27 protein-coding genes are annotated in these 25099 nt (G+C 64.0%); 12 read left to right on the top strand and 15 right to left on the bottom strand.

Features of this window, described 5'->3' with window-relative positions; genetic code table 11:
* Window positions 1–9 precede the first annotated feature (9 nt).
* Together P3C39_RS00440 and petA are read right to left on the bottom strand one after the other, a co-directional pair.
* Window positions 10–1311, bottom strand: a complete 1302-nt coding sequence (locus tag P3C39_RS00440) for a cytochrome b N-terminal domain-containing protein (RefSeq protein WP_013529985.1) — start codon at window positions 1309–1311, stop codon at window positions 10–12.
* Between the two features lie 17 nt (window positions 1312–1328).
* Window positions 1329–1889: a ubiquinol-cytochrome c reductase iron-sulfur subunit gene (gene petA / locus P3C39_RS00435; protein ID WP_013529984.1), complete on the bottom strand. Its 561-nt coding sequence runs from the start codon at window positions 1887–1889 to the stop codon at window positions 1329–1331.
* Between the two features lie 314 nt (window positions 1890–2203).
* Between petA and P3C39_RS00430 the strand changes: the two genes are divergently transcribed.
* Entirely contained in the window at window positions 2204–2548 is a 345-nt protein-coding gene (locus P3C39_RS00430; protein ID WP_013529983.1) for a cupin domain-containing protein, read from the top strand.
* 3 nt (window positions 2549–2551) lie between these two features.
* On the opposite strand, the gene P3C39_RS00425 is transcribed toward P3C39_RS00430, so the two are convergent.
* From P3C39_RS00425 to P3C39_RS00405, 5 genes are read right to left on the bottom strand one after another with little or no spacing between them, the layout of a single operon-like run.
* A complete protein-coding gene (locus P3C39_RS00425; RefSeq protein WP_013529982.1) occupies window positions 2552–2863 on the bottom strand; it encodes a DUF6665 family protein in 312 nt (103 codons plus the stop codon).
* A gap of 1 nt (window position 2864) precedes the next feature.
* Window positions 2865–3344, bottom strand: coding sequence for a GNAT family N-acetyltransferase (locus P3C39_RS00420; protein ID WP_084015986.1), 480 nt, complete (start codon window positions 3342–3344; stop codon window positions 2865–2867).
* A gap of 4 nt (window positions 3345–3348) precedes the next feature.
* A complete protein-coding gene (locus P3C39_RS00415) occupies window positions 3349–5232 on the bottom strand; it encodes an ABC transporter ATP-binding protein (RefSeq protein WP_275952423.1) in 1884 nt (627 codons plus the stop codon).
* A 10-nt stretch (window positions 5233–5242) separates the two neighbouring features.
* Window positions 5243–7129 (bottom strand): ABC transporter ATP-binding protein, encoded by a 1887-nt coding sequence (locus tag P3C39_RS00410; RefSeq protein ID WP_064994492.1) that lies wholly within the window; start codon window positions 7127–7129, stop codon window positions 5243–5245.
* Between the two features lie 29 nt (window positions 7130–7158).
* Window positions 7159–7554, bottom strand: coding sequence for a hypothetical protein (locus P3C39_RS00405; protein ID WP_275952422.1), 396 nt, complete (start codon window positions 7552–7554; stop codon window positions 7159–7161).
* A 443-nt stretch (window positions 7555–7997) separates the two neighbouring features.
* On the opposite strand from P3C39_RS00405, the gene P3C39_RS00400 reads away from it, so the two are divergent.
* Window positions 7998–8456, top strand: a complete 459-nt coding sequence (locus P3C39_RS00400) for a tRNA (cytidine(34)-2'-O)-methyltransferase (RefSeq protein ID WP_024504550.1) — start codon at window positions 7998–8000, stop codon at window positions 8454–8456.
* Window positions 8457–8588: 132 nt separating this feature from the next.
* Window positions 8589–9062, top strand: a complete 474-nt coding sequence (gene soxR / locus P3C39_RS00395; protein ID WP_013529976.1) for a redox-sensitive transcriptional activator SoxR — start codon at window positions 8589–8591, stop codon at window positions 9060–9062.
* A 103-nt stretch (window positions 9063–9165) separates the two neighbouring features.
* On the opposite strand, the gene P3C39_RS00390 is transcribed toward soxR, so the two are convergent.
* Window positions 9166–9423, bottom strand: coding sequence for a hypothetical protein (locus P3C39_RS00390; protein ID WP_013529975.1), 258 nt, complete (start codon window positions 9421–9423; stop codon window positions 9166–9168).
* A gap of 114 nt (window positions 9424–9537) precedes the next feature.
* Between P3C39_RS00390 and hemF the strand changes: the two genes are divergently transcribed.
* From hemF to P3C39_RS00375, 3 genes are all read left to right on the top strand, one after another.
* On the top strand, window positions 9538–10452 hold the full coding sequence (gene hemF, locus P3C39_RS00385; RefSeq protein WP_024504549.1) for an oxygen-dependent coproporphyrinogen oxidase: 915 nt from the start codon (window positions 9538–9540) through the stop codon (window positions 10450–10452).
* Between the two features lie 311 nt (window positions 10453–10763).
* Window positions 10764–11024, top strand: coding sequence for a DUF1344 domain-containing protein (locus tag P3C39_RS00380; RefSeq protein ID WP_063172945.1), 261 nt, complete (start codon window positions 10764–10766; stop codon window positions 11022–11024).
* A gap of 234 nt (window positions 11025–11258) precedes the next feature.
* Window positions 11259–11444 (top strand): DUF1059 domain-containing protein, encoded by a 186-nt coding sequence (locus tag P3C39_RS00375; RefSeq protein WP_013529972.1) that lies wholly within the window; start codon window positions 11259–11261, stop codon window positions 11442–11444.
* A gap of 1 nt (window position 11445) precedes the next feature.
* On the opposite strand, the gene P3C39_RS00370 is transcribed toward P3C39_RS00375, so the two are convergent.
* The 3 genes from P3C39_RS00370 to P3C39_RS00360 are packed head-to-tail and all read right to left on the bottom strand — an operon-like array spanning window position 11446 to window position 13972.
* Complete coding sequence (locus P3C39_RS00370; protein WP_063172946.1) at window positions 11446–12711, bottom strand: CCA tRNA nucleotidyltransferase; 1266 nt, start codon at window positions 12709–12711, stop codon at window positions 11446–11448.
* Complete coding sequence (locus P3C39_RS00365) at window positions 12708–13343, bottom strand: CoA pyrophosphatase (RefSeq protein WP_063172947.1); 636 nt, start codon at window positions 13341–13343, stop codon at window positions 12708–12710. The genes P3C39_RS00370 and P3C39_RS00365 overlap by 4 nt, the downstream gene beginning before the upstream one ends.
* Window positions 13343–13972: a DUF1285 domain-containing protein gene (locus tag P3C39_RS00360; RefSeq protein ID WP_063172948.1), complete on the bottom strand. Its 630-nt coding sequence runs from the start codon at window positions 13970–13972 to the stop codon at window positions 13343–13345. Before P3C39_RS00360 ends, P3C39_RS00365 begins: the two co-directional genes overlap by 1 nt.
* 154 nt (window positions 13973–14126) lie before the next feature.
* Here P3C39_RS00360 and P3C39_RS00355 point away from each other — a divergent pair, with 154 nt between their 5' ends.
* The 4 genes from P3C39_RS00355 to P3C39_RS00340 all read left to right on the top strand — a co-directional run bounded on the left by P3C39_RS00355 (window position 14127) and on the right by P3C39_RS00340 (window position 21054).
* Entirely contained in the window at window positions 14127–15131 is a 1005-nt protein-coding gene (locus tag P3C39_RS00355; protein WP_275952421.1) for a MoxR family ATPase, read from the top strand.
* The gene (locus P3C39_RS00350) at window positions 15131–16093 is read left to right on the top strand and encodes a DUF58 domain-containing protein (protein ID WP_013529967.1); all 963 of its coding nucleotides are present in this window, start codon (window positions 15131–15133) and stop codon (window positions 16091–16093) included. The genes P3C39_RS00355 and P3C39_RS00350 overlap by 1 nt, the downstream gene beginning before the upstream one ends.
* Complete coding sequence (locus P3C39_RS00345; RefSeq protein ID WP_275952420.1) at window positions 16090–18912, top strand: DUF4159 domain-containing protein; 2823 nt, start codon at window positions 16090–16092, stop codon at window positions 18910–18912. Before P3C39_RS00350 ends, P3C39_RS00345 begins: the two co-directional genes overlap by 4 nt.
* A 63-nt stretch (window positions 18913–18975) precedes the next feature.
* Window positions 18976–21054, top strand: a complete 2079-nt coding sequence (locus P3C39_RS00340) for a hypothetical protein (RefSeq protein ID WP_275952419.1) — start codon at window positions 18976–18978, stop codon at window positions 21052–21054.
* Between the two features lie 53 nt (window positions 21055–21107).
* Here the strand turns inward: P3C39_RS00340 and clpS are convergent, their stop codons facing one another.
* From clpS to P3C39_RS00320, 4 genes are all read right to left on the bottom strand, one after another.
* Window positions 21108–21413, bottom strand: coding sequence for an ATP-dependent Clp protease adapter ClpS (clpS, locus tag P3C39_RS00335; RefSeq protein WP_224621525.1), 306 nt, complete (start codon window positions 21411–21413; stop codon window positions 21108–21110).
* A gap of 139 nt (window positions 21414–21552) precedes the next feature.
* Window positions 21553–21918: a hypothetical protein gene (locus P3C39_RS00330; RefSeq protein ID WP_063168852.1), complete on the bottom strand. Its 366-nt coding sequence runs from the start codon at window positions 21916–21918 to the stop codon at window positions 21553–21555.
* A 215-nt stretch (window positions 21919–22133) separates the two neighbouring features.
* Window positions 22134–22367 (bottom strand): hypothetical protein, encoded by a 234-nt coding sequence (locus P3C39_RS00325; RefSeq protein WP_013529962.1) that lies wholly within the window; start codon window positions 22365–22367, stop codon window positions 22134–22136.
* 39 nt (window positions 22368–22406) lie between these two features.
* The gene (locus tag P3C39_RS00320) at window positions 22407–22709 is read right to left on the bottom strand and encodes a hypothetical protein (protein WP_024504541.1); all 303 of its coding nucleotides are present in this window, start codon (window positions 22707–22709) and stop codon (window positions 22407–22409) included.
* A gap of 254 nt (window positions 22710–22963) precedes the next feature.
* On the opposite strand from P3C39_RS00320, the gene P3C39_RS00315 reads away from it, so the two are divergent.
* Together P3C39_RS00315 and P3C39_RS00310 are read left to right on the top strand one after the other, a co-directional pair.
* Entirely contained in the window at window positions 22964–23680 is a 717-nt protein-coding gene (locus P3C39_RS00315) for a response regulator transcription factor (protein WP_013529960.1), read from the top strand.
* Window positions 23677–25083 (top strand): ATP-binding protein, encoded by a 1407-nt coding sequence (locus P3C39_RS00310; protein WP_063168853.1) that lies wholly within the window; start codon window positions 23677–23679, stop codon window positions 25081–25083. Before P3C39_RS00315 ends, P3C39_RS00310 begins: the two co-directional genes overlap by 4 nt.
* Window positions 25084–25099 lie beyond the last annotated feature (16 nt).

The raw sequence follows: 25099 nt of genomic DNA, 5'->3' as shown, positions 1-25099 counted from the left end.
CTCTACCGCTCAGCCTTTGGTTTCCGGAGCCGCCGTAGCGCCCGCCGGATGTCCGCTGCCGCCCTTGTTCTTCTCGAGCACCGCCTCGGTGATCGAGTTCGGCAGCCGTCGCGGCGTCTCAATCAGGCCGAGCACCGGCAGCGCGATCAGGAAGAAGGCGAAGTAGAACAATGTCGCCATCTGCGCCATGAACACATAGCTGCCTTCCGCCGGCTGCGAGCCCAGCCAGCCAAGCAGGATGGCATCGGCCACGAACAGCCAGAAGAACAGCTTGTACCAAGGGCGGTAAACCGCCGAGCGCACCTTCGAAGTGTCGAGCCACGGCACCAGAAACAACATGACGATGGCGCCGAACATGCATAGCACGCCGCCGAGCTTGGAGTTGATCGGCCCGACATTGAAGGTGATGGCGCGCAGGATCGCGTAGAACGGCAGGAAGTACCATTCGGGCACGATGTGGGCCGGCGTCTTCAGCGGGTTGGCGACGATGTAGTTGTCGGGATGGCCGAGATAGTTCGGCAGGTAGAAGACGAAATAGGCGAAGAAGAACAGGAACACGATCATGCCGAACGCGTCCTTGATGGTCGCGTAGGGGGTGAAGGCCACGGTGTCGGTCTTCGACTTGACCTCGATGCCCGTCGGGTTCGACTGGCCGACGACATGCAGCGCCCAGATGTGCAGCACGACAACGCCGGCGATCATGAACGGCAACAGATAGTGCAGCGCAAAGAAACGGTTCAGCGTCGGGTTGTCGACGGCAAAGCCGCCGAGCAGCAGCTGCTGGATCCAGTCGCCGACCAGCGGAATGGCGCTGAAGAAGCCGGTGATGACGGTGGCGCCCCAGAAGCTCATCTGGCCCCACGGCAGCACGTAGCCCATGAAGCCGGTCGCCATCATCAGGAGATAGATGATGCAGCCGAGGATCCACAGCAGTTCGCGCGGCGCCTTGTAGGAGCCGTAATAGAGGCCACGGAAGATGTGGATGTAGACGGCGACGAAGAAGAACGAGGCGCCGTTCGAATGCATGTAGCGCAGCAGCCAGCCCGAATTCACGTCGCGCATGATCTTCTCGACCGAGCCGAAGGCCAGATTGGTGTCGGCCGTGTAATGCATGGCCAGCACGATGCCGGTCAGGATCTGCGCCACCAGCATGATCGACAGGATGCCGCCAAAGGTCCATGCATAGTTGAGGTTGCGCGGCACCGGATAGGCAACGAAGCTGTCATAGACCAGCCGCGGCAGCGGCATGCGGGCGTCGAACCAGCGTCCGAGACCGGTTTTGGGCGTATAGGTCGAGTGTCCCTCGCTCATCGAAATATCCCCCTGCCTCAACCGATAAGGATCTTGGTATCGGAAATGAACTTGAATACCGGAACCGCCATGTTCTCCGGCGCCGGGCCTTTGCGGATGCGGCCGGCGGTGTCGTATTGCGAACCGTGGCAAGGGCAGAACCAGCCGCCGAAATCGCCTTCCTGGCCAAGCGGAATGCAGCCGAGATGCGTGCAGACCTGAACCATCACCATCCAGGCTTCCTTGCCGGGCGTGGTGCGATTGGCGTCGGTCGCCGGTGCGTCGGCCGGGAGATTGGCGTTGCGGGCGATCGGATCCTTGAGATCGGCCAGCTTGACCGCCTCGCCGTCCTTCATTTCCTGTTCGGTGCGGTTGCGGACCACGACCGGCTTGCCGCGCCATTTGACGATCAGCGACATGCCCGGCGTCAGCGAGGCGACGTCGACTTCGACCGAGGCGAGCGCCAGCGTCGAGGCGTCAGGGCGCATCTGGTCGATGAACGGCCACGCGAAAGCACCCGCGCCGACCACTGCGGCCATGCCGGTGGCGACGTAGAGAAAATCACGACGGTTGGGATCCTGGGTGTCGGTTGCGCTCACGGGTGCCTGATCCTTTCGCCTCTTCCGTGCCGGTGGTTGAGCCTTGTTCCCCGCTCAATTACGCCAACCCGACAGCGCATGGCGAACAGGCTTGCGAATTCCTCCGGCATTTGGACTTCGGTTTATGCGTGAAGCCCGTTTTTGTCCAGACGGGTGAAGGCACAAGGGCAGATTGTCGCGGGGACAAAATCCGCCGCCGGTCAACACGACGCCGGATAGCCGCCAACCATCACTAAACAACCGGGAAACAACCGCAAATCCGACGCCCTTGTTCGGCTCGACACAAGGCCCCAGCCGGGTCTATCCTTGTCATCATGGCACACGTCATAGACCGCGACACCTGGGCCGTTCGCTCCGACCATTGGAAGGGCGAGTTGCAATGTGGCGCCTACGGCTCCAACTCCTGCCTGATCTTCAACTATCTGCCTGATGTCGGCGGCGGCCCGCGCCTGCACACACATCCCTACGCGGAGATCTTCATCATCCGCCAGGGCACCGGCCTGTTCACCGTCGGCGACCAGGAAATCGAGGCATCCGCCGGCCAGATCCTGATCGTGCCACCCAATACGCCGCACAAATTCACCAATCTCGGCCCAGGCCCACTGGAAACGACCGACATCCACGAGAATGGCAGCTTCATCACCGAATGGCTGGAGTGATCCCTATTTCGCGCCGAGCCTGGCCAGCACCGCTTTCGGGATGTTGTATTCACGAATGACGGCATCGTGCTTGCGCAAGCCGCACAACTCGCGCTGGATGAAATAGCCATGCACCGCCTCGGCGGCATCCTTGAGCAGAAGGGGGCGCAGTTGCTCGTCGGCATTGTCGCGCAGCCTGGCCAGCGTTTCCTCTACCCGCTGGCCGGCGCGGCCGAGTGCTGCCGCCTTTTCCGCCAATATTTCATGGCCGAGCGCGTCGAAGGCGGCTTCGGCGGCCGAGGCGCCGGCAAGATGAGATGGCGGACGCAAGGACATTTCAGCCTCCTTTCCCGAAAACCATGCGGTGTGTGACGAACTCTTCGCCCGCCACGCGCTGAAAGCCAAGCCGTTCATAGAAACCGAAGGCTTCTTGCGGCGCGCGGGTGTTCAGCATGGCGAAATGGTGACGTGCCCTGTCGACAACGGTTTCGACCAGCATCCGGCCAAGGCCGGCGCGACGGTGGCGCGCGCTCACAAACAGGTGCCGGACCCGGCCGTGGCCCCTGCCCTCGAAATAGGGATCGATGTTCAACCCGCACACGCCGGCGAGTTCCCTTCCATACCAGGCTCCGTACAGCGCCTCCCCCCGTTTCAGGAACTTGCTGCGGCCACTTGCCCAGCCATCCGCAAGGCGTACCAGCATCCAGTAGCCCTCCAGCCGGCTCTCTTCCTTCAGCGTATCGAAGGCCGGCATGGTCGGCCGGAGCCGCTTGAGCACGTAGCCGACCTCTGGGATGGCGCCTGTCGATCCACCCATGGAGCTACTCCGCCGGGCGCGTCTCTTCGAGCACGCTGTCTTCGTGATAGAGAAAACCGCCGGACTGCCGCTTCCACAGCCGCGCATAGAGCCCGTCGAGCGCCACCAATTGGTCATGCGTGCCTTGCTCGACAATGCGGCCGCCGTCGAGCACCACCAGACGATCGAGTGCTGCGATCGTCGACAGCCGGTGGGCGATGGCGATGACCGTCTTGTTTTCCATCAGCCGTGTCAGATTCTCCTGGATCGCCGCCTCGATGTCGGAATCGAGTGCCGAGGTCGCCTCATCGAGAATCAGGATCGGCGCATCCTTGAGGAAGACGCGGGCGATCGCCACGCGCTGGCGCTGGCCTCCCGACAGCTTGACGCCGCGCTCGCCGACAAACGCCTCGTAGCCGGCGCGGTCCCTGTTGTCGCGCAAGGTCAGGATGAACTCGTGCGCCTCAGCCTTTTTCGCCGCCGCGATCACCTCCGCATCGGTCGCGTCAGGCATGCCGAGCTTGATGTTGTCGCGCAGCGAACGGTGGAACAGCGCCGTGTCCTGGCTGACGACGCCGATATTGGCGCGCAGCGAATTCTGCGTAACTTTGGCGACATCCTGGCCATCGATGGTGATCGACCCGCTCTCGAGATCGTAGAGGCGCAGGATCAGATTGGCGAGGGTCGTCTTGCCGGCGCCGGACGGTCCGACCAGCCCTACCTTCTCGCCTGGCCTGACGACAAGGTCGATGCCGTTCAGCACGCCGAAACCTTTGCCGTAATGGAACTCGACGTTCTTCACCGCGATACGGCCGCCTGCCACGACGAGTTCCTTGGCGTCGGGCGCATCGGTGAGGCCGAGCGGCTGCGAGATCAGCGCCTTGGAATTTTCCAGCACGCCGAGGTTTCGCAAGATGCTGTTGAGCTGCATCATCAGCCGGCCGAGCAGCATGTTGAGGCGCAGCACCAGCGACAGGGTGAAGGCGACCGCGCCGACGGTGATCGAGCCCTCGACCCAGAGATAGACGGCAAAGCAGCCGATCGCCGTGATCATGATGCCCGACAGCGTGGTCAGCGCCATGCGCACGCCGGTCAGCCGGCGGGTGAACGGGCGCAATGCGTCGAGATAGATGTCGAAACCGTTCCTGATGTAGCGGTCGTCGCCATCGGCCGAGAACAGTTTCAGCGTCTGCACGTTGGAATAGGAATCGACGATGCGGCCGGTGATCATCGAGCCGGCCTCAGCTGTTTCCCCGGCATGCTTGCGGATTGCCGGCAAATAGAGCTTGGCCAGCCAGCCGAAGGCGGAAATCCAGATCACCACCAGAACCGCCAGCCTGAGATCGAGGCCTGCGACCAGCGCCAGCGTCGTCACCGTGTAGACGATCATAAACCAGACGACCTCGATGAAGCTTTCCATCAAGTCGCCGGTCGCCTGGCCCGCCTGCCAGACCTTTGTCGCGATGCGGCCGGCGAAATCGTTCTGGAAAAAAGCGTAGGACTGGCGCGAGACATGCCGGTGCGCCTGCCAGCGCACCAGATTGTAGAAGCCCGGCGTGATCGTCTGTTCGTCGACCAGCGCCGACAAGCCGACGACGACGGTGCGGATGACCAGCACCACCACGGCCATGAAAACCAGTTCAGGGCCGGCAGCGGCCCACAGTGCGTGCCAGCTGCGCTCGGCGGGAAGCTGGTCGAGAATATCGACCAGCCGCCCGACGAAGTAGAACAGGCCGGCCTCGACCAGCGGCGCGATGCCGCCGATGACCAGCATGGCGAAGAAGGCGAACTTCGCCTGGCCGACATAGTGCCAGAGAAAGCCGCCGACACTGATCGGTGGCCGAAGATTCGCCGGCTCCCTGAACGGATAGACCCAGTTCTCGAACCAGCGATAGACGGCTGTCATCATGCGGCGGCCATCATTCTGCGGCTTGCCCCTTTGCAAGTGCGTCGTTGGCGGCGTCGGCGGGACCGTCCTCAAGCAGGAACCCGCCCGACTGGCGCTGCCAGAGCTGCGCGTAGAGCCCGCCCTTGGCGACGAGTTCTTCGTGCGAACCTTCCTCGATGACGCGGCCCTTGTCCATCACCACCAGCCTGTCCATCGCCGCGATGGTCGACAGCCGGTGCGCGATGGCGATGACGGTCTTGCCTTGCATGAGCTTGTAGAGATTCTCCTGGATCGCCGCCTCGGCTTCGGAATCAAGCGCCGAGGTCGCTTCGTCAAGGATAAGTATAGGTGCGTCCTTCAACATAACGCGAGCAATGGCGACGCGTTGCCGCTGGCCACCGGACAATTTGACGCCGCGGTCACCGACATGGGCGTCGAAGCCCTTGCGGCCGCTGGCATCCGAAAGCCCTGATATGAAGTCCAGCGCCTCGGCGCGCCGCGCCGCCTCGACAAGCATCTCGTCGGTTGCATCGGGCCGGCCATAAAGGATGTTCTCGCGCACCGAACGATGCAGCAGCGAGGTGTCCTGCGTGACCATGCCGATCTGCGCACGAAGCGAATCCTGCTTCACAGCGGCGATTTCCTGGCCATCGACCAATATCTGCCCGGCTTCGAGGTCGTAGAAGCGCAGCAACAGGTTGACCAGCGTCGACTTGCCGGCGCCGGAACGGCCGACGATGCCGACCTTCTCGCCCGGCTTCACCGCCAGCGACAGGCCCTCGATCACACCCTTCTGCTTGCCGTAGTGAAAGCGGATGTCCTCGAAGCGGATCTCACCCCTGGAGACGCTGATCTCCTTCGCGTCCGGCCGGTCCTCGACAAGGCGCGGCAGCGAGATCGAGGCGATACCGTCCTGCACCGTGCCGATGTTCTCGAACAGGCCCGACATTTCCCACATGATCCATTGCGACATGCCCCACAACCTGAGCACAAGGCCGATGACCACGGCGACCGCGCCGATCGTCACTGCTTGCCCCAGCCACAGCCACAGCGCCATCGCGGTCACCGAGAACAAGAGCAGCGCGTTCAGTATGTAGAGCGAGCCGAAAAGCACTGTCACCAGGCGCATCGACCGGTAGACCGTTTCGAGAAAGCCGGACATACCGTCTTTGGCGAATGACGCTTCGCGGCGTGCATGGCTGAACAGCTTGACCGTCTGGATGTTGGAGTAGCTGTCGACGACCCGGCCCGTCATGATCGAGCGCGCATTGGCCTGTTCCTCGCCGACCTTGCCCAGCCGGGGAATGAAAAACCGCAGCAAAAGGATATAGCCGACCAGCCAAACGCCGAGCGGCGCGGCCAGCCGCCAGTCGGCCGAGCCGACGATGAGCAGCATGCCGAGGAAGTAGACGATAACGTAATTAAGGACGTCGATCACCTTGATGACGCATTCGCGCACGGCGAGAGCCGTCTGCATCAGCTTGGTCGCGATGCGGCCGGCGAACTCGTCCTGGTAGAAACTCATCGACTGCTTGAGCAGATAGCGGTGCACCTGCCAGCGGATGCGCATGGGATAGTTGCCCATCAGCGTTTGCTGGTTGAGGAGCGAATGCAGCCATACCGTGCCCGGCAGTGCGAACAGCACGATGAAGGCCATGCCGGCAAGCTTCCAGGCTTCCGTCTGCAGGAAGGTTTCGCGATTCTGCCCCGACAGCCAGTCGACGATGCGGCCGAGGAAGCCGAACATCCACACTTCCGCGATCGCGATGGCCGTCACCAGCACTGCGTCGAAAAGGATATAGGGCCAGGCGCCGCGCGTATAATGCACGCAGAAGGCAACCAGCGTCTTGGGCGGCTCGACCGGTTCCGCCGCGGGGAACGGATCGAGCCTTTTTTCAAACCAGCTAAACAACAACATAGGTCATGCCTGTGAAATGTGTTTGCCGCTTACGCGGCACGTGAGCGTACGAAGTCCCCGGAACCCATGGCGTCGAGTGCCGACGGTCCGGAATCACCCGGACCGTCGGCAATGCTTCGCGCAATATAGGGGCTCGCGGGCTTTTCGCCGACAGCTGCGCCAGACGATCCTGACGACACGATGCCGCCAGCCCGGTTTTTAGCGCCAGGCCGGATCAGCCGGATGATCCGGCGCACCAGCGACGGCCGCCCGGGATCGGGAACCGCGCGCGAAAAATCGACATCCGGCAGCATGCCGCGATGCGGCCGGCGGCGAACCTCGGCGTGAACCGCCGACGAATAGGTGTCGCCGATCAGCAGCGCCCAGGTCGGCAGTCGGTGGATATGCAGGCTCCTCGAGCCCGGTATTCTGTAGGGATCGAACATCGGTCCGTCCTCCGTGTGAAAATCGAGATAAAAAGGCGAAGCAATATCGTCCGCCGGCATTCGCCCGGAGGCACGCATTGCATCGGTCCGGACATGACGAGTGTCGGTCCGGACAGCTTCAGTTGGGGCGTTCAGCCCTTTTGACTTTTTGAAAAACATCGCAGGATTCCTTCGAGAGCCGAAAAATCGTTTCGGCGGGAATCGGTGCGATCAAGTCTTAGAGAGTCAGGAGAATCGTCGTACCGAAACCGCCGGCAGGCAGGTAAGCCCACGAGAGGGGCGCTGGATGTGCATGGTCATCATGAATTACCCCTCCATCGGTTCGGGTTGACAATGCTGGTTGTATACCCGACTTCGCAGAAAATGGCCACCCGCAGGTCCAGCAATTTCCAAAACCGCCAAGCCGCTGTGGCCGATCCGCCACTTATTAGAAGGACGCGGAAATGAACCGTCGTCTCCGCATCGCGCTCTACCAGCCTGACATTGCCGGCAACACCGGAACAATCCTGCGCTTCGCCGCGTGCCTCGGACTTGGTGTCGACATCATCGAACCGGCCGGATTTCCGCTCTCCGACAAGGCGCTCAAGCGAGCCGGCATGGACTATCTCGAAATGGCTGCCCTGACCCGGCATGTCGACTGGCACGCCTTCGAGGAATGGCGCAAGGCTGGTTCGCACCGGCTGGTGCTGCTGTCGACCAAAGCCACGACGGCCTACACCAGCTTCAGCTTCGCGGACAATGACGTCCTCCTGTTCGGCCGCGAATCCGCAGGCGTGCCGGATCCTGTCCATCAGGCGGCGGATGCGCGCCTGACCATCCCCATGCAGGGTACGGCGCGCAGCATCAACGTGGCGCTCTCCGTCGCCATGGTGGTGGGCGAAGCCATCCGGCAACTCGGATAACGGCACTCCGTCTCCCGACATCTCGACCCAGGCGCACATCGCCTTCTCCTTCGTTTGCACATCCAGGGTTTCTTCGCTACAAGCTCAACTTAACTTGAGGTCAAGCAGAAAAATCGGGACGGAAAATCAGACATGGCGCCTGTAACGGAATTAACGGTTGGCCAGGTGGCCATGCGCAGCGGGGTGGCGGTGTCGGCGCTGCATTTCTACGAGGCCCGCGGCTTGATCCGCAGCCACCGCACGTCGGGCAACCAGCGCCGCTACGGCCGCGACGTGCTGCGGCGCGTGGCGATCATCAAGGTCGCACAGGAGGTCGGCATCTCGCTGGCCGAAATCGGTGCCGCACTTGAATCACTGCCCGAAAGCCGCACGCCGACGCGCGACGACTGGAACCTTTTGTCGACCGCCTGGCGCGACGGGCTCGATCACAAGATCGCCCAGTTGAAGAAACTGCGCGACGGGCTGACCGACTGCATCGGCTGCGGCTGCATGTCGATCGACAAATGCCCGCTGCGCAACAAGGGTGACCGGCTGGCACGCGAGGGAACGGGGGCAAGGAGGCTGGTCGCTCTTCCTTCTCCCCGTTCACGGGGAGAAGGTGCCTGAACGCAGTGAAGGCGGATGAGGGGCGGCGCCAGCATTGAGAGGTTCGCGCCGCCCCTCAACCTGCCTGCCGGCACCCTCTCCCCGTAAACGGGGCGACGAAGTCCTAGTCGGCCGCAGGCAACCGCCTGATGGTGAACTCGATCAGGTCGCCCGGCCGCTCGAACCAGCTTTCGATCTCGGTCCAGTAGGCCTGCTTGGGAAAGCGCTCGAACCATTCCTTGGCCTTGAGCCGGGCATCGGAGCGTGGCAGCACGAAGGTCTCGCGCAAGAAACCGTCGCGCGGCATACGCACGCGCTCGGCACGGCTTTGGTCGAGCCTTTTCTTTAGGCCATCCAGCGGCGGTCTTGCCGGGGTGCGCACGAAACAACTCCTTGCACCGTAATGACACTTGACCCTGTCCCCTAAGAGATTAGGGATCGCGCCGGCAAAAGACGAGTCATTTGTGGGACTCGCCGCCCCAACCGGAGACGGCATTTGGAACGACCAGAAATACCGGCGGGCCTGCCCGCCGACATCGAACAGAAGAAGATGAAGGCGCGCCTCTGGTTCGAGGCGCTGCGCGAACGCATCTGCGCCACCTTCGAGCAGATCGAGCAGGATCTTGGCGGGCCGCTGGCCTCGTGGTCGCCCGGCCGCTTCGAAAAGACGCCATGGGAACGTGACGAGGGGCGCGGCGGCGGCGGCACCATGTCGATGATGCACGGTCGCGTCTTCGAAAAGGTCGGCGTCCACACATCGACCGTCCATGGCGAGTTCTCACCCGAATTCAGGAAGCAGATGCCCGGTGCCGAGGAAGACCCGCGCTTCTGGGCATCCGGCATTTCGCTGATCGCGCACCCATGGAATCCCAACGTTCCGGCCGTGCACATGAACACGCGCATGGTGGTCACATCCAGCCAATGGTTCGGCGGCGGTGCCGATCTGACACCGGTGCTCGATCGCCGCCGCACCCAGGACGACCCCGACACGGTCGCCTTCCACCGCGCCATGCAATTCGCTTGCGAGAAGAATGTCGCGGTGGCCGATTACCCAAAATTCAAGGCCTGGTGCGACGAGTACTTCTATCTGTCGCACCGCAACGAGCCGCGCGGCACCGGTGGCATCTTCTTCGACTGGCTGCATTCGGGTGAGGACAAGGGCGGCTGGAATGCCGATTTCAACTTCGTCCAGGATGTCGGCCGCGCTTTTCTCGTCGTCTACGGCCACCTTGTGCGCGCCAACTTCAACGAGAACTGGACCGATGGCGACCGTGACGAACAGCTCATCCGCCGCGGCCGCTACGTCGAATTCAATCTGCTTCACGATCGCGGCACCATATTCGGACTGAAGACCGGCGGCAATGTCGCCGCCATCCTCTCCAGCCTGCCGCCCGAGGTCCGCTGGCCGTAACAAAATGGTGAGCCCGGCGTGAGCCGCATTGATGTCCCATTCGCTCGAAATGGGCATGGAATGTGGCACACGGTGCGGCGAAAAATTTCTTTTTCGTCTAATAGGCTCTTGAAAAGACTGGTCTATTTGTGGCGCGGGGTCGGGAAGCGCCGGCGGTTCGCCTGCGCGCAATTTCAGGAAAGTGCGAAACGGCTTTCCGACCGGAATTGCGTCAAGACAAAGCGAGCCGCGACCCGACGCGACCGGACGGCCCAAGACGACGCGGGACATCTTCGTCAAAAAGATACCCGCCTTTCCAGGAGTACTTCGCAATGCGCAAGATCATTGTTTCAGCGACCGCCGCTGCCCTTCTCGCTTCCGGTTCGGTGGCGTTCGCCGCCGTCAAGCACACCACCGGGACGATCAAGACCTTTGACACCACGGCCATGAGCCTGGTCCTCGACGATGGATCGTCTTTTACGCTTCCCAAGACCTTCAAGGATCCTGGCCTGCAGGTCGGTGAAAAGGTCCGTGTCTCATGGGACATGAGCGGCAAGAAAAAGATTGCCGAGGCTGTCAAGATCGCCAAGTGAAGGCCTGCCCGCCAAAACGGGACGAGACGATGTCTGGCCCTGTTTCGGGGTAGTGTTTAGAGGGCGGAGCGATGCTGCTCCGCCCTTTTGCCGTTGACGGCAACCAATACCACCCCATCTGTGTTATGCTTCTCACCCGTTCGCGGTCCGCGGTTTCAACCCTGGAACCGGACATGAGCCAAAAAAAAGTGCCGGAGCCTCGACCAGGCTCCACGGAGGAAAAGGAGAAATCTCATGAAGGAATTTCACTGCGGGTCGCTCGTGCCCGGCTGTGACTGGCACACACGTGCCGACGAAGAAGCCGAGGTCATGCGCCGTGCCGTCGAGCACATGCGCGAGACACATGGCGAGACGGTCATCCGCGAGACGATGATCGAGGCGATCCGTTCGCGCATCGAAAAGACCCGCGACGCGGCCTGATCTACCCGGCCTGCAAGGCTTCGGCGGCGCGCTTGAGGAGCGCGTCGCGATCAGGGGCAAACCCGGCTTCGACCCATTCCGCTTCGAGATTCCTCAGGATTTCGCCGAGTTTCGGGCCTGGAGTTGCGCCGAGCGCCGTCAGATCGGCACCTTTCAGCGGAAACAACGGCTTTTCCCATTTGGTGGCGAAGCCAAGCAGGCGCGAAAAGCCACCGGCTTCGAGCAGCGCCTCATTGTCCTCGACGGCGCGCATCCTGGCTGCCGCAAGCGACAGCCGCAGACGGTCGACAAACCCCTGCCGGTCGCCGCGATAGAGCCTTTTTGCCAGTTCGCCCTCGGTCGTCTTCGGCTCGACGGCGGTGGCGAGCGCCCAGTGGCGCAGGCGATCCGCTTCGGCGGTCGAGAGTTTGAGCCGCTCGGCGAGCGTCTTCATGCGAGCGGCATCGGGCGGCACGATCGCTTCCAGTCTGAGCAGCGGGTCGGGTGCCCAGCCCAGATCCTTGCCGGCCTTGGCCAACCCATGGATGGCATCGATACCCCATTTCTCGCTTTCCGGCAGCGCCGCGGTCAAGACACCTGCCTGCCGCATCCAAAGCAGCGCCCGTGACGGATCGGGCGCCGACAAAAGTTTCTTCAGTTCCGACCAGATGCGCTCGGACGAAAGCTGGGCCAGCCCTTCCTTCAGACGGGCGCAGGCTTTCAGCCCCTCGGCGTCCGGCCGTCCGTCGCCGTACCAGGCGAAGAAGCGGAAGAAGCGCAGGATGCGCAGGTAGTCTTCGCGAATGCGCGCTTCCGGGTCGCCGATGAATCGCAGCCGGCGCGCCTCGATGTCGGCAATGCCGCCGACCAGGTCGACCACCTTGCCATCGGCCTCGGCATAGAGCGCGTTGATGGTGAAGTCGCGCCGCTCGGCATCGAGCTTCCAGTCGCGCCCGAACGACACTTTCGCGCGCCGCCCGTCGGTTTCGATATCGGCGCGCAAGGTGGTGATTTCATAGGGCTTTCCACCGGCAACCACGGTGATTGTCCCATGCTCGATACCGGTTGGCACCGCCTTGAACCCTTCCGCTTCGGCGCGGCGGAGGGTTTCCTGCGGCAAGCAGGTGGTGGCGATGTCGATGTCGGCGACCGGCTGGCCCATCAGTGTGTTGCGCACCGCGCCGCCGGCGACTCGCGCCTCTTCACCGCCTTCGGCCAGTGCGAACAGCAGGCGCTGCAGATGCTTGTCGGTGAGCCAATCGGCCCTGCCCGCGATCGAGACACTCACGCATAGAGCCTTTCATAGAGAGTACGAAGGATGCCGGCGGTGACGCCCCAGATGCGCCGGTCGCCGTAAGGCATGTCGTAGAAGAACCATTCGAGATCGTTCCACATACGGCTGTCGCGCTTGTGGTTGGCCGGGTCCATCAGGAAGCGCAGCGGCACTTCGAAAGCGGCATCGACCTCGTCTGCGTTGAGCGTCAGTTGGAAACCGGGCCGCACGATGCCAAGCACCGGGGCGATGCGGTAGCCGCTGCCGGCGACATAGTCGGGCATGCGGCCGATGATCTCGATGCGATCTCGGCCAAGCCCGATCTCCTCGAAGGTCTCGCGCAGCGCCGCCGCCTCAGGGCTCGGATCGGTCGGATCGATAGTGCCGCCGGGAAAGGCCACCTGCCCCGAATGGCTGCGCAGCTTTTCGGCCCGTTTGGTCAGAAGAACCGTCGCATCGCCCTCATGATCGACCACCGGGATCAGCACCGCGGCATTGCGCAGCGCCTTGCCCTGATTGAGGCGCGGATGGCCGGGGTTGAAGCGATGGTCGCCATAGTCGTCGTCGCCTGCATGCGCATCGGGCTGCACGGCAAAGCGCGCGCGAAAATCCGCGGATGAAAACGGCGCCGGCGTCGCCTGGTCCATCACGCGCTCAGCCGCTTCAACTGGTCCGCCGGCATGATCGGGAACACGGCGCCCTTGGAGCGCACCGCGAACATCGTCTCGCCGTCGATTTCGATCTCCTCGCCATGCCCGACCAGTTCATACATCACCGGCCGCGCCACCAGCGCCTCCAGACGGCCACGCACCAGCACATAGGGCTTCAACCCGCCGGTCTCGTTCTCATCGACAAACCGCAGCGGCCGTTCCGGCCCGGCTTCGACGACGTCGCCGACATTGGTGCGGAAGGTGATTGTCTGCGCCTCGCCGCTGCCCGAAACGTCCATTTCGACGGCGATGAACGGCGCATCGGCGACGCGGATGCCGACCTTTTCTACCGGTGTCACCAGATAGGTCCTGCCATCGGCGTCCTTGCGCAGCACCGAGGAGAAAAGCTGCACCAGCGGCATGCGCCCGATCGGCGTGCCCAGATAGAACCAGGTGCCGTCGGCCTTGATCTCCATGTCCAGATCGCCGCAGAAGTCGGGATTCCAGCGTTCGACAGGTGCCGCGCCCTTGCCGGCACGGGCGGCGCGCGAGATCAGCGCCTCGAGACCACGCGCCTCGGTGGCATCAGTCAGGCTTTCTCCACGATGTCCCAAGGGTCCCGTCATGGTCACGAAATAGTCACTGTTGTTCCGCTTGTCAGCCTAGGTCTGTGATTTAAGTTTCGATGTAGGCGCCACGCGAGGCCGAATCGCGGCAACTTATGGTATGGTGCAGCCGTTGTTCCAGCCATGGTATTCCAACCACAAGGATCGATGCGGCATGAGCGTGATGGTCAAGGAAAGCCCGATCAGCGAAAAGGACATGATCGCCGAGGCCGAAAAGGCGCTTGCCGACATCTCCCGGATCCGCGACCGGGTCGGCCGGGTCATCTTCGGACAGGAAAGCGTCGTCGAGCGCACGCTGGTGGCGCTGCTGGCCGGTGGCCATGCGCTTTTGGTCGGCGTGCCGGGTCTCGCCAAGACCAAGCTGGTTGAAACACTTGGCATCGTGCTCGGCCTCGATTCGCGTCGCATCCAGTTCACGCCGGATCTGATGCCGTCCGATATCCTCGGCTCCGAAGTGATGGAGCAGGACGAGACCGGAAAACGCTCCTTCCGCTTCATCTCCGGGCCGATCTTCGCCCAGCTGCTGATGGCCGACGAGATCAACCGCGCGTCGCCGCGCACTCAGTCGGCGCTGCTGCAGGCCATGCAGGAATACCACGTCACCATTGCCGGCGCCCGCCATGACCTGCCGGCGCCCTTCCACGTGCTGGCAACCCAGAACCCGCTGGAGCAGGAGGGCACCTATCCGCTGCCCGAGGCACAGCTTGACCGCTTCCTGATGCAGGTGGACATCCTCTATCCCGAAATCGAGGCGGAGCGCCGCATCCTTCTGGAAACCACCGGCATCGAGGACGCGAAAGCGCAAAACGTGCTGCAGCCGGTGCGGCTGAAGGAGATCCAGACGCTGATCCGCCGCATGCCGGTGCCTGAAAGCGTCGTCGAGGCGATCCTGACGCTGGTGCGCTCGGCGCGTCCCGGCCAAGGCAATGCCGAGACCGATAAGAACGTCGCCTGGGGTCCCGGCCCGCGCGCCAGTCAGGCGCTGATGCTGTGCACAAGGGCGCGCGCGCTTTACGACGGACGGCTGGCGCCCTCGGTCGACGACGTCCGTGCGCTGGCCGAGCCGGTGCTGCAGCATCGCATGGCGCTGACCTTCGCCGCCCGCGCCGAAGGCACCAGCGTGCGTGACGTGGTGGCGAAACTCGTGAAAGGGATTTGATGCCGCGCATCGGCGAGGTCCAGGCTCCGGCAGCGACGCGCGACGCGCTCGCCCGTGGCCGGTTGCGGGCCTCGCTTGTGCCAGACCTGCTGGTCGAGGCGCGGCGCATCGTCAACACCGTGATCGCCGGCTGGCACGGCCGCCGCAAGCGCGGCATCGGCGAGAATTTCTGGCAGTTCCGGCCCTATGTCGAGGGCGATTCCTCGCGCATCGACTGGCGCCGCTCGGCCCGCGACGACCACACCTATGTGCGCGACCGCGAATGGGAAGCCGCCCATACCGTCTGGCTGTGGGCCGACCCCTCGCCGTCGATGCTCTACAAATCGACAGGCGCCAGCGTTTCCAAGCAATCGCGCGCGCTGGTGCTGGCGCTGGCCATGGCCGAGCTGTTGTCGCGCAGCGGCGAACGCATCGCCTGGCCGGGCCTCACCGACCCGTTCACCGCCCGCAACGGCGCCGAACGCATTGCCGCCCAGTTGATGCATGCCGGCGAGCTGCCGGCAAAACCCGACCTGTCCGACATCAGGCGCTTCTGCGACATCGTCATCGTCAGCGACTTCCTCGATCCCGTCGAGGAGACGATGGCTTGGCTCGACGTGCTGGCCCGCCACGGCGTGCGCGCCCACCTGATCGAGGTCGCCGACCCGGCCGAGGAGACCTTCCCCTATGCCGGCCGCACCGAATTCACCGATCCCGAGACCGGCGACAAGCTGACCGCCGGCCGCGCCGAAATGCTGGGTGATGAGTATCGCCTGCTCTACACCGCCCGCCGCCACGAACTGGCCGCCTGGTGCAAGCGGCTTGGCTGGAGCTTTACCGTCAACCACACCGATCGGCTCGCCTCCGACGCGCTGGTGCGGCTGCACATGGCGATGACCACTGATGGCCCCTCGGTCAGGCCGACCGCTGGCGGTCGTGCAGGCATCGCTGGTGGCGATCGGCCAGGAAAGGCTGTCGCATGAGTTGGCTGCCGCTCTCCTTTGGCGCCCCCATGGTGCTGTGGGGCCTGCTGGCACTGCCGGTGATCTGGTGGCTGCTCAGGCTGACGCCGCCCAAGCCGCAGACCGAGATCTTCCCGCCGCTGAAGATCCTGGCGCGCGTACTGAAGCGCGAGGAGACGCCGCAGCAGAGTCCGTGGTGGCTGACGCTACTCAGGCTCTTGATGGCGGCCCTCATCGTCGCGGCATTGGCCGACCCGGTCTTCAATCCGCGCGAAAAGCTGCCGGCCGAGGGAGCCGCCCTTGCCTTGGTCATCGACAATGACTGGGCAAGTGCCGCCGACTGGGGCAAACGCGTCGCCACCGCCGAGCGGCTGATCAACGACGCCGGCTCCAACGGCGTGCCGGTCGTCATCGCCTTCACCGCCGAAAAGGCCAATGCCGAGATCGGCCCGTTCGATGCCACCACCGCCCTTGACCGGCTGCGCGCCGCCAAGCCGCGGCCGATCCCGACCGACCGGCCGGCCGTCTATACCCGCGTCGCCGGCGTGCTGGAGACCTTGCCCGGGGCCAGTGTCGCCGTGCTTGCCGACGGCCTGGCGGCAAAAGGCGATGAAGCCGCCTTCAACACGCTTTTGTCGAAAAATGCCGCCCGTGTCGTCTGGGCAACCGCCGACAGGCTGTCGCTGACGGGCCTGACCGCCGCCGACAACCAGGTCGACGGCTTTGCGCTGACCGCCATCCGCGCGCCGGGCGACCCTGCCCCGGCGCAGGTCACCGCCGGCGCCTTCGACGACAAGGGCCGCCGCATCGCCGATGCGACGCTGACCTTTTCGCCTGGCGAAACCACCGCCACCGGCACCATGGCGGTGCCGTTCGAATTGCGCAACGACTTCGCTTCGATCGCGCTCGACGGCGAGCGGCAGGCCGGTGCGGTGCGCGTCCTCGACGAAAGCTCCAAGCGCCGCCGCGTCGGGCTGCTGTCGCAGGCCGAGGCCGACCAGGCGCAGCCGCTTTTGTCGCCACTCTACTACATCAGGCGGGCGCTGCAGCCCTTCGCCGATCTGGTCGAACCCTCCAGCGCCGACCTCGCCGACGCCATCCCGCAGATCCTCGACCAGAAGCCCGCGATGATTGTCATGGCCGATATCGGCACCATTCCCGGACAGGTCCGGCAGAGACTTGTCGATTGGGTCGACAATGGCGGCACGCTGGTGCGTTTCGCCGGTTCGCGGCTGGCCACGGCGGGCGATGACGACGATTTGCTGCCGGTCCGCCTGCGCACCGGCGAGCGTTCGCTCGGCGGCGCGCTGTCATGGACGTCGCCGCAGCCTGTCACCGAATTCCCCAAGGCCGGCCCGTTCGCCGATCTGGCGCCGCCGACCGAGGTCACTGTCAGCAGACAGGTGCTGGCCGAGCCGACACCCGATATCGTCGAGCGCACCTGGGCGGCCCTTGCCGACGGCACGCCGCTGGTCACCGGACTGAAGAAAGGCAAGGGCACGCTGGTGCTGTTCCACGTCACCCCTGAGGCAACCTGGTCGAACCTGCCGATCTCCGGCAGCTTCGTCGAGATGCTGCGCCGCATCGTGCAGCTGTCGCGCAACCAGGGCGCGGCCATCGCCAATGCCGAAGCCGCCGCGGCGTCGCTGGCGCCCTATCGCATGATTGCAGCCGACGGCTCGCTGGTGCCGCCGACACCGGATGCACGGCCGCTTGTACCGGGCGCCGGCGCGCTGCCGGTGACTTTTGAAAACCCGCCCGGCCTCTATGGTTCCGAGACGGGTGTGTTTGCCCATAATCTGCTTGAAGCCGACAGCACGCTGGCCCCGCTGGCGCGCCCGCAAATCACTGTTCCCGTCACCTCGATCCAGTATGCCTTTGACGAATCGCGCAATTTGAAGGGCGCGCTGGTCGCGGCCGCCCTGGTGCTGATGCTGCTCGATACGCTGGCGGTATTCTGGATGGGCGGCCTGTTCTCACGCCGACCGCGCCGCGCCGGTGCCATGGCAACCACCGCCGCGGTCCTGATTGCGCTGGGTAGCTTGTTCGGTCATGCCGACCTTGCCCGCGCCGACGACGCCAAGCCGGGTGACGAAATTGCCATCGAGGCGATTTCGAAGACCCGCATCGCCTATGTGCTGACCGGCGTGCCGGGCGACGATTCGATCAGCCGTGCCGGGCTCGAGGGCCTGACCCGTTTCCTGGTCGAAAAGACGGCCCTTGAACCGGGCGCGCCAGCCGGCGTCGACATCTCGAAGGACGAGCTGTCGTTCTATCCGCTGATCTACTGGCCGATCGATCCGGCCGCCCCGATGCCGAGCCAGGCCGCCATCGCCCGCATCGACGCCTATATGCAGCAGGGCGGCACGGTGCTGTTCGACACCCGCGACCAGTTCGCCAACGGCATCGGCGCCGATTCGACCAGCCCGGCGACGGAGCGGCTGCGCGACATCCTCGGCAACCTCAACGTGCCGCCGCTGGAGCCGGTGCCGTCCGACCACGTGCTGACCAAATCCTTCTTCATCTTGCCCGAATTCCCCGGCCGCTTCGCCGGCAGCCCACTGTGGGTCGAGGCGTCGCTCGACGCCAGCAATGCCGAGAACCGGCCGGTGCGCACCGGCGACGGCGTCTCGCCTATCATGATCACCGCCAATGATTTTGCCGGCGCCTGGGCGGTCGACGAGAATGGCGATCCGCTGCTGCCGACCGTACCGGCGGACCCGATGCAGCGCGTCTACGCGCTGCGCGCCGGCGTCAACATCATGATGTACATGCTGACCGGCAACTACAAATCCGACCAGGTGCACGTGCCCATACTGCTCGAACGGCTGGGGCAGTAAGATGAGTTTGTTTGGTGCCCTCCGGTCGCGGATAAACCCTCCCCAAAAAGAGGAGGGTAAGGAATGAACTGGTCGATTTCCTTCGAACCGCTGATCTCCTGGCCCCTGTTGGCCTTGGCGCTGGTGCCGCTGGCGCTGCTGGCGCTTGTCGGCCTGTGGTTTCGCCAGCGCGGCTCGGTCTTCCGCTTCATCGCCCTTTTGGCGCTCGCCGCCGCTTTGTTCAACCCGGTGTTCCTCAACGAGGAGCGCGAGCCGCTGAAAAGCGTTGTCGCCCTCGTCGTCGACCGCAGCCAGAGCCAGGATATCGGCGATCGCACCAAGCAGACCGACGAGGCGCTGGCCGGGCTGCAGCAGCGGCTTGGCCGCTTCAAGCAGTTCGACGTGCGGGTCGTCGAGGCCGGCAAATCCGAGGCCGCCGAAGAGCGCACCGAGACACGGCTGTTCGGCGCGCTTGAAGGCGCCTTCCGCGACGTGCCGCCGTCACGCATCGGCGGCGCGATCATGATCACCGATGGCGAGGTCCATGACGCGCCGCCGGGCGCGCCCGATTTCAACGCCCCGCTGCATGCGCTGATCACCGGCAATGACCACGAAAAGGACCGCCGCATCCGCTTCGAGAACGCGCCGCGCTTCGGTCTTGTTGGCAAGCCGCTCGACATGACCTACCGCGTCATCTCGACCGAAAACGAGACTGGCCCGGTCGATGTGCGCGTCTCGGTCAATGGCGAGCAGGTCGCCGTCGAGCACGCCACCGTTGGCCAGGCCATGCCGCTGCAGGTCACCATTCCGGGCGCCGGCCGCAACATCGTCGAACTCGCCATCGATCGCGAGCCGGGCGAACTGACCGACACCAACAACCGCGCCATCGCACTGATCGACGGCATTCGCGAGAATCTGCGTGTGCTGCTCGTCTCCGGCGAGCCGCATGCCGGCGAGCGCACCTGGCGCAACCTGCTGAAATCCGACGCCTCGGTCGATCTTGTCCATTTCACCATCCTGCGGCCGCCGGAAAAGCAGGATGGCACGCCGATCAACGAATTGTCGCTTATCGCCTTCCCGACCCGCGAACTGTTCGTCGAGAAGATCAAGGATTTCGACCTCATCATCTTCGACCGCTACCAGCACCGCGACGTGCTGCCGATCCTCTATTACGACTACATCTCCGAATATGTCGAAAAGGGCGGCGCGCTGCTGATCGCGGCCGGCCCCGAATATGCCGGCGAAAGCTCGATCGCGCGCACGCCGCTGATGGCCGCCCTGCCGGCGATGCCGACCGGCGAAGTTGTCGACAAGGCCTTCTATCCGCGCCTCACCGAACTCGGCCAGCGCCACCCGGTGACGCGTGGGCTCGATGGCTCGGCCACCGAGCCGCCGCACTGGAGCCGCTGGTTCCGCACCATAGGCGTGCAGAACCCGGAAGGCGAAGTGGTCATGAAGGGCGCCGACAACCGGCCGCTGCTGCTGCTCGACCGCAAGGGAGAAGGCCGCGTCGGCATGCTGCTGTCCGATCAGGGCTGGCTGTGGGCGCGCGGCTTCGAGGGCGGCGGCCCGCATGTCCAGCTTTATCGGCGCATCGCGCACTGGCTGATGAAGGAGCCGGAGCTCGAGGAGGAGCGGCTGACCGCCGATGGTCGTGGCATGGTGCTGGAAATCCGCCGCCAGACGATGGCCGACGATCCCGGCGCCGCGCAGATCATCACTCCGTCCGGCAAAACCTTGACGGTCAAGCTCGACAAAGCCGAGCCCGGGGTCTTCCTCGGCAGCGTCGAGACCAGCGAGATCGGGCTCTACCAGGTCGCCAATGGCGACCTCACCGCGCTCGCCCATGTCGGGCCGGTCAACGAACCGGAATTCGCCGACGTCATTTCCACCGAAAACCGGCTGAAGGCGCCGGCCGAAGCCACCGGCGGCAGCGTGCGCCGGCTGGCGTCTTCCACAGCCCTTGGCAGCGACGTGACGCTGCCTTCCATCGTGCCGGTGCGCTCGGCTGGTGCCGCATCCGGCAGCGACTGGATCGGCCTGCGCACGACAGACGACAGCGTGCTCAAAGCCGTCTCGCGCGTGCCGCTGTTCGGCGGCTTCCTCGGCCTCGGCCTGCTGCTTCTGGCAATGGGTTCGATGTGGTACCGCGAGGGACGGTAGCGCGGCGCTCTTTTCCTTCTCCCTTGTTGTGGGAGAAGGGAAAGCCCCCTGCTCTACTCCTCCGGCTCCGTCGTGAACATCAGCGGATAGCCCTTGGCCTTGCCGGCTTCGGTGGCGCGCGTCGCCTTGGTCTCGGCGACATCCTTGGTGAACACGGCGACGACGCAGACGCCACGCCGATGCGCAGTGATCATCACCCGGTGCGCTTGGTCCTCGCTGAGTTTGAACTCGCCCTTCAGCACCGTCACCACGAATTCGCGCGGCGTGAAATCGTCGTTGATGAGGATGACCTTGTAGAGTTTTGGCCGTTCGACTTGCGGCTTGATCTGGGTACGCGGTTTTGTGGTGATTTCAGGCATCGGAACCGACAGTTTTGCGTAAGCGATGTGACCGCCATTCTGGCACCGGTGAAAACGGTCGTCCATTTTGATCGACGCGCGAAACCGGTGTCCGCCGACGCGGCCATTCACAATCATGTGGGAAAGTGTCGGTTGCCGTTCAACGGCCTTGGCGGCCGAACATGCGACGGCCGGGAATCTGCCGCACGGCCGCAGCGGGCGGTATATCGGACCGAAAACGGTTTCCGCCGGCATCCGCCCGGCGTTCCAGCCAGGTCGCGATCAGCCACGCGGCGACGCAGATCAACGTCGCGCCGGTCAGCACGACCAGCAGCCAGGTCTGTGCCGGCGTTATGTAGTCCCAGTTGGTGGAAATCGCCGGCGCGAACAGCGAAGGCTCGGTGCGTCCGCTGGCCGGATCGGGAACCGGGCTGGCGGTGAACAGGATAAGCACTCTGGCGAGGCCGGTGGCAACCAGACCGCCGATCACCATCGAGCGCAAAATGGACGAAAGCCGCTTCTTCATGCGGATTGTCCTACACGGCCGGCGTTGCAAACGGGTTAAGTGTCAGTCGAGGCGGAAGCTGCCGGTGCCAGACTTCGCCAAAGATCAGTTGAACCCATCGACCGCTTCATCGCCAATGTCAGGGCTTCAGCGGCTCGGACAGGAAGAAGGCCGCTCCAACCGAAACCAGCTGGAGCGGCCTTGGTCAACAGGCCGGCATTTTATGCCGGACCTTATCAGGTCTTCGGGGCGTCCTTCTTGACGGCCTTCTCAGCAGCCTTCTTGTGCTTCTTGACGGTCTTCTTGACGACCTTCTTCGGAGCAGCCTTGGCCGGAGCGGCAGTCGCCGGAGCGGTGGTCGTCGAAGCAGCCGGAGCAGCGGTCGTGGTGGCGGCGGCGTTGCCGAGAGCCGGCATCGCGAAAGCGAGAGCGACGGCGAGACCGGTTGCGGAGAGGATGGACTTTTTCATGGCTTCGTTTCCTTTTTATGCGGGTCAAGTTTCGGAGCGTTACTGAACCGGGTCGTTCGGCGTCACTCCAAGCAGCTTCAAAGCATTGGCGAGCATCCGGATGCCCTGTGCCTGTTTCTTGGCGGCGCAGTACCGGTTGCCCTTTCTCTGAAGTGCCTTTGCCGCGGTGACCTGCGTTGCCGTGGCATGGGTTTCGAGGGCTTCATCAAATTGGTGGCTGAGATTGGCGCACCGTTCGCTCCGGGTTGTGAGCGTCGCCTTTGCGTCCGATTGTCCGACAGCGGCAGTGACCAGGCAGAAGCCCAGCAACGCACCCAACAAACTGATCGACAACCTTGGCATCGGTTTATCCGTAAACCCGGAGACTAGCGTCGCAGCCGATGACCTGACCGCCACGAGATCAGTTATGCCTTTGAAATTTTTCAGGAGTTTTTCTGAACTGTAGAATTTTGTTTCTGGAGTGTGTCTGAGAAAGCCGGTGTGAACTCCATCATAGCCACTGGCCAACATATGGCCTGAATTCTATCGTGTGGGTTGCGACCGAAGGGCTTGGCAATCAAAGACAGAAGGGGCTTGGCAACAATGACAGGGCTGCTGTGAAATCCGATGCACACATACTGATCGTCGACGACGATAAGGGCATCCGCGACCTGCTGCAGGAATTCTTCCAGAAGCGGGGCCTGCACACCTCGGTTGCCGCCGACGGCATCGAGATGGAGACCATCCTGCGGCGCGTCCAGGTGGACCTCATCGTCCTCGACGTGATGCTGCCCGGCAAGAGCGGGCTGGAGCTGTGCCGCGACCTGCGCGCCCAGTATTCGACGCCGATCATCATGCTGACCGCCGTCACCGAGACGACCGACCGCGTCGTCGGCCTGGAAATGGGCGCCGACGACTATGTGCCCAAGCCCTTCGACCCGCGCGAGCTTTTGGCGCGCATCCGGGCCGTGCTCAGGCGCAATGGCGCCGCCGAGCCGAAGCGCGCCACCACCAAGCAGATCTACCGCTTCGCTGGCTGGACGATGGACTGTGCCCGGCGCCGGCTGATCGCACCCGACGATGTCAGGGTCGAGCTGACCATGGCCGAATTCAACCTGCTGCAGACCTTCGTCAAGAGTGCGCAGCGTGTGCTGACCCGCGACCAGCTCATCGAATTGTCCGGCGGCGACAGCGACTATTCCTTCGACCGCAGCATCGACATCCTGGTCAGCCGGTTGCGGCGCAAGATGGAGGACGACCCGAAGACGCCCAAGCTGATCCTGACCGTACGCAGCGGCGGCTACCAGTTCCTGCCCGAGACGACCTCCGAATGAGACGTTTCCTGCCGCAGACCTTGCCTGTCTGGGTGCTGCTGATCGTCATTGCCGGCCTGCTGATCAGCCAGGTCGCGACCCTCTACATCGTCTCGCGCGACCGCGCTGCCGCCAACGACGTCGTCGACCTCTACCGGCTCAACGACCGTGCCTTCTCGCTGGTGCAGCTCATGCATGACGCCAGTCCGGACGAGCGCAAGGCGACGGCGACCGGCCTGTTCAACTCCACCTACGCGCTCACCGTTTCGGACACGCCGGCGGTCACTTCGTCGATCGCCGGCGATGACGAACTGGCCGAACTCGAAGACATCCTCGTCGGCCGGCTGTCCAAATTCGGCATCACCGATGCACGCGTGCGCCGCGATCCGGCGACGCGCGAGGCCGACGACGCGGACGGCACGACGCCAGGACCCGACATCGGCCAGGTCGAGCGCGACCTTCTGGTGCTGGCCGCCGACTTCGCCCAGAGCGATAAGCTGACGGCATCGCTGCGCTTCGCCGACGGCCAATGGCTGAATTTCACCGAACCGATCACGCCCGTCGGCCCGATCCTGAGCTTCGACAGCCTGCCGCTCTATTCGCTGATCGCAGGGCTGGTGGTGATCATGTCGATCTGGTCGCTGCGCCGGCTGACGGCGCCGTACCGGATGATGGAAACCGCCGTGAACCGGATCGGCAAGGATCTGAAGAGCCCGCCGATCGCCGAGGGCGGCAGCCGCGAGGTGCGTGCCGCCGCCAAGGCGATCAACGCCATGCAGGCGAGGTTGCGCGAATATGTCGAGGACCGCGAACATCTGGCGGCGGCACTGGCGCATGATCTGCGCACGCCGATGACCAGGATGCGCCTGCGCCTGGAGCTGTTGCGCAAATCGGCGGTCCGCGAGGCGCTGGCGCACGACCTCGCCGATGTCGAGAGCATCGCCAGTTCGGTGATCGACTTCGCCACCTTCGAAGTGACCGAGGAAAAGAACGAACGCATCGACTTCTGGTCGCTCGTGGAATCGATCGCCGACGGCTATGACGACGTCTCGTTCGACGACGAGACCCGTTCGCGCGGGCTGATCTGCATGGCGCGGCCGGTCGCGCTCAAGCGCTGCGTCACCAATCTGGTGCAGAACGCGGTCACCTACGGCAAGAAGGCGCATCTTTCGCTGCGCCGGTCGGAGGACATGATCCTGCTCACCATCCGCGATGAAGGGCCTGGCATACCGCAGGCGCAGATCGACGCCGTGTTCGGCTCGTTCGTGCGCCTCGAACAATCGCGCAACCGCCAGACCGGCGGTCTTGGTCTCGGCCTGACCATTGCCCGCAACATCGCGCGCGCCGCAGGTGGCGAGATCCGCCTGTCCAACAATCCCGGCGGCGGCCTGCTGACGCAACTGCGCCTGCCGCTGGCGGCATAAAAACAAGGCGCGCCCG

Origin of the sequence: Mesorhizobium sp. XAP4, from assembly GCF_029269325.1 — a bacterium.
Taxonomy (GTDB): Bacteria; Pseudomonadota; Alphaproteobacteria; order Rhizobiales; family Rhizobiaceae; genus Mesorhizobium; species Mesorhizobium ciceri.
This window is presented reverse-complemented; position numbering and strand designations above follow the sequence as displayed.

Bases quoted from the DNA above. Each gene is read 5' to 3' on its own strand.
- P3C39_RS00405 (WP_275952422.1), bottom strand. From the start codon at position 7,554: ATGTTCGATCCCTACAGAATACCGGGCTCGAGGAGCCTGCATATCCAC.
- P3C39_RS00345 (WP_275952420.1), top strand. From the start codon at position 16,090: ATGAGTTGGCTGCCGCTCTCCTTTGGCGCCCCCATGGTGCTGTGGGGC.
- P3C39_RS00330 (WP_063168852.1), bottom strand. From the start codon at position 21,918: ATGAAGAAGCGGCTTTCGTCCATTTTGCGCTCGATGGTGATCGGCGGT.
- P3C39_RS00340 (WP_275952419.1), top strand. From the start codon at position 18,976: ATGAACTGGTCGATTTCCTTCGAACCGCTGATCTCCTGGCCCCTGTTG.
- P3C39_RS00360 (WP_063172948.1), bottom strand. From the start codon at position 13,972: ATGACGGGACCCTTGGGACATCGTGGAGAAAGCCTGACTGATGCCACC.
- P3C39_RS00320 (WP_024504541.1), bottom strand. From the start codon at position 22,709: ATGCCAAGGTTGTCGATCAGTTTGTTGGGTGCGTTGCTGGGCTTCTGC.
- P3C39_RS00375 (WP_013529972.1), top strand. From the start codon at position 11,259: ATGAAGGAATTTCACTGCGGGTCGCTCGTGCCCGGCTGTGACTGGCAC.
- P3C39_RS00380 (WP_063172945.1), top strand. From the start codon at position 10,764: ATGCGCAAGATCATTGTTTCAGCGACCGCCGCTGCCCTTCTCGCTTCC.
- P3C39_RS00310 (WP_063168853.1), top strand. From the start codon at position 23,677: ATGAGACGTTTCCTGCCGCAGACCTTGCCTGTCTGGGTGCTGCTGATC.
- P3C39_RS00430 (WP_013529983.1), top strand. From the start codon at position 2,204: ATGGCACACGTCATAGACCGCGACACCTGGGCCGTTCGCTCCGACCAT.
- soxR (WP_013529976.1), top strand. From the start codon at position 8,589: ATGGCGCCTGTAACGGAATTAACGGTTGGCCAGGTGGCCATGCGCAGC.
- P3C39_RS00415 (WP_275952423.1), bottom strand. From the start codon at position 5,232: ATGATGACAGCCGTCTATCGCTGGTTCGAGAACTGGGTCTATCCGTTC.
- P3C39_RS00355 (WP_275952421.1), top strand. From the start codon at position 14,127: ATGAGCGTGATGGTCAAGGAAAGCCCGATCAGCGAAAAGGACATGATC.
- P3C39_RS00420 (WP_084015986.1), bottom strand. From the start codon at position 3,344: ATGGGTGGATCGACAGGCGCCATCCCAGAGGTCGGCTACGTGCTCAAG.
- P3C39_RS00400 (WP_024504550.1), top strand. From the start codon at position 7,998: ATGAACCGTCGTCTCCGCATCGCGCTCTACCAGCCTGACATTGCCGGC.
- P3C39_RS00325 (WP_013529962.1), bottom strand. From the start codon at position 22,367: ATGAAAAAGTCCATCCTCTCCGCAACCGGTCTCGCCGTCGCTCTCGCT.
- clpS (WP_224621525.1), bottom strand. From the start codon at position 21,413: ATGCCTGAAATCACCACAAAACCGCGTACCCAGATCAAGCCGCAAGTC.
- P3C39_RS00350 (WP_013529967.1), top strand. From the start codon at position 15,131: ATGCCGCGCATCGGCGAGGTCCAGGCTCCGGCAGCGACGCGCGACGCG.
- P3C39_RS00365 (WP_063172947.1), bottom strand. From the start codon at position 13,343: ATGGACCAGGCGACGCCGGCGCCGTTTTCATCCGCGGATTTTCGCGCG.
- P3C39_RS00425 (WP_013529982.1), bottom strand. From the start codon at position 2,863: ATGTCCTTGCGTCCGCCATCTCATCTTGCCGGCGCCTCGGCCGCCGAA.
- P3C39_RS00410 (WP_064994492.1), bottom strand. From the start codon at position 7,129: ATGTTGTTGTTTAGCTGGTTTGAAAAAAGGCTCGATCCGTTCCCCGCG.
- P3C39_RS00440 (WP_013529985.1), bottom strand. From the start codon at position 1,311: ATGAGCGAGGGACACTCGACCTATACGCCCAAAACCGGTCTCGGACGC.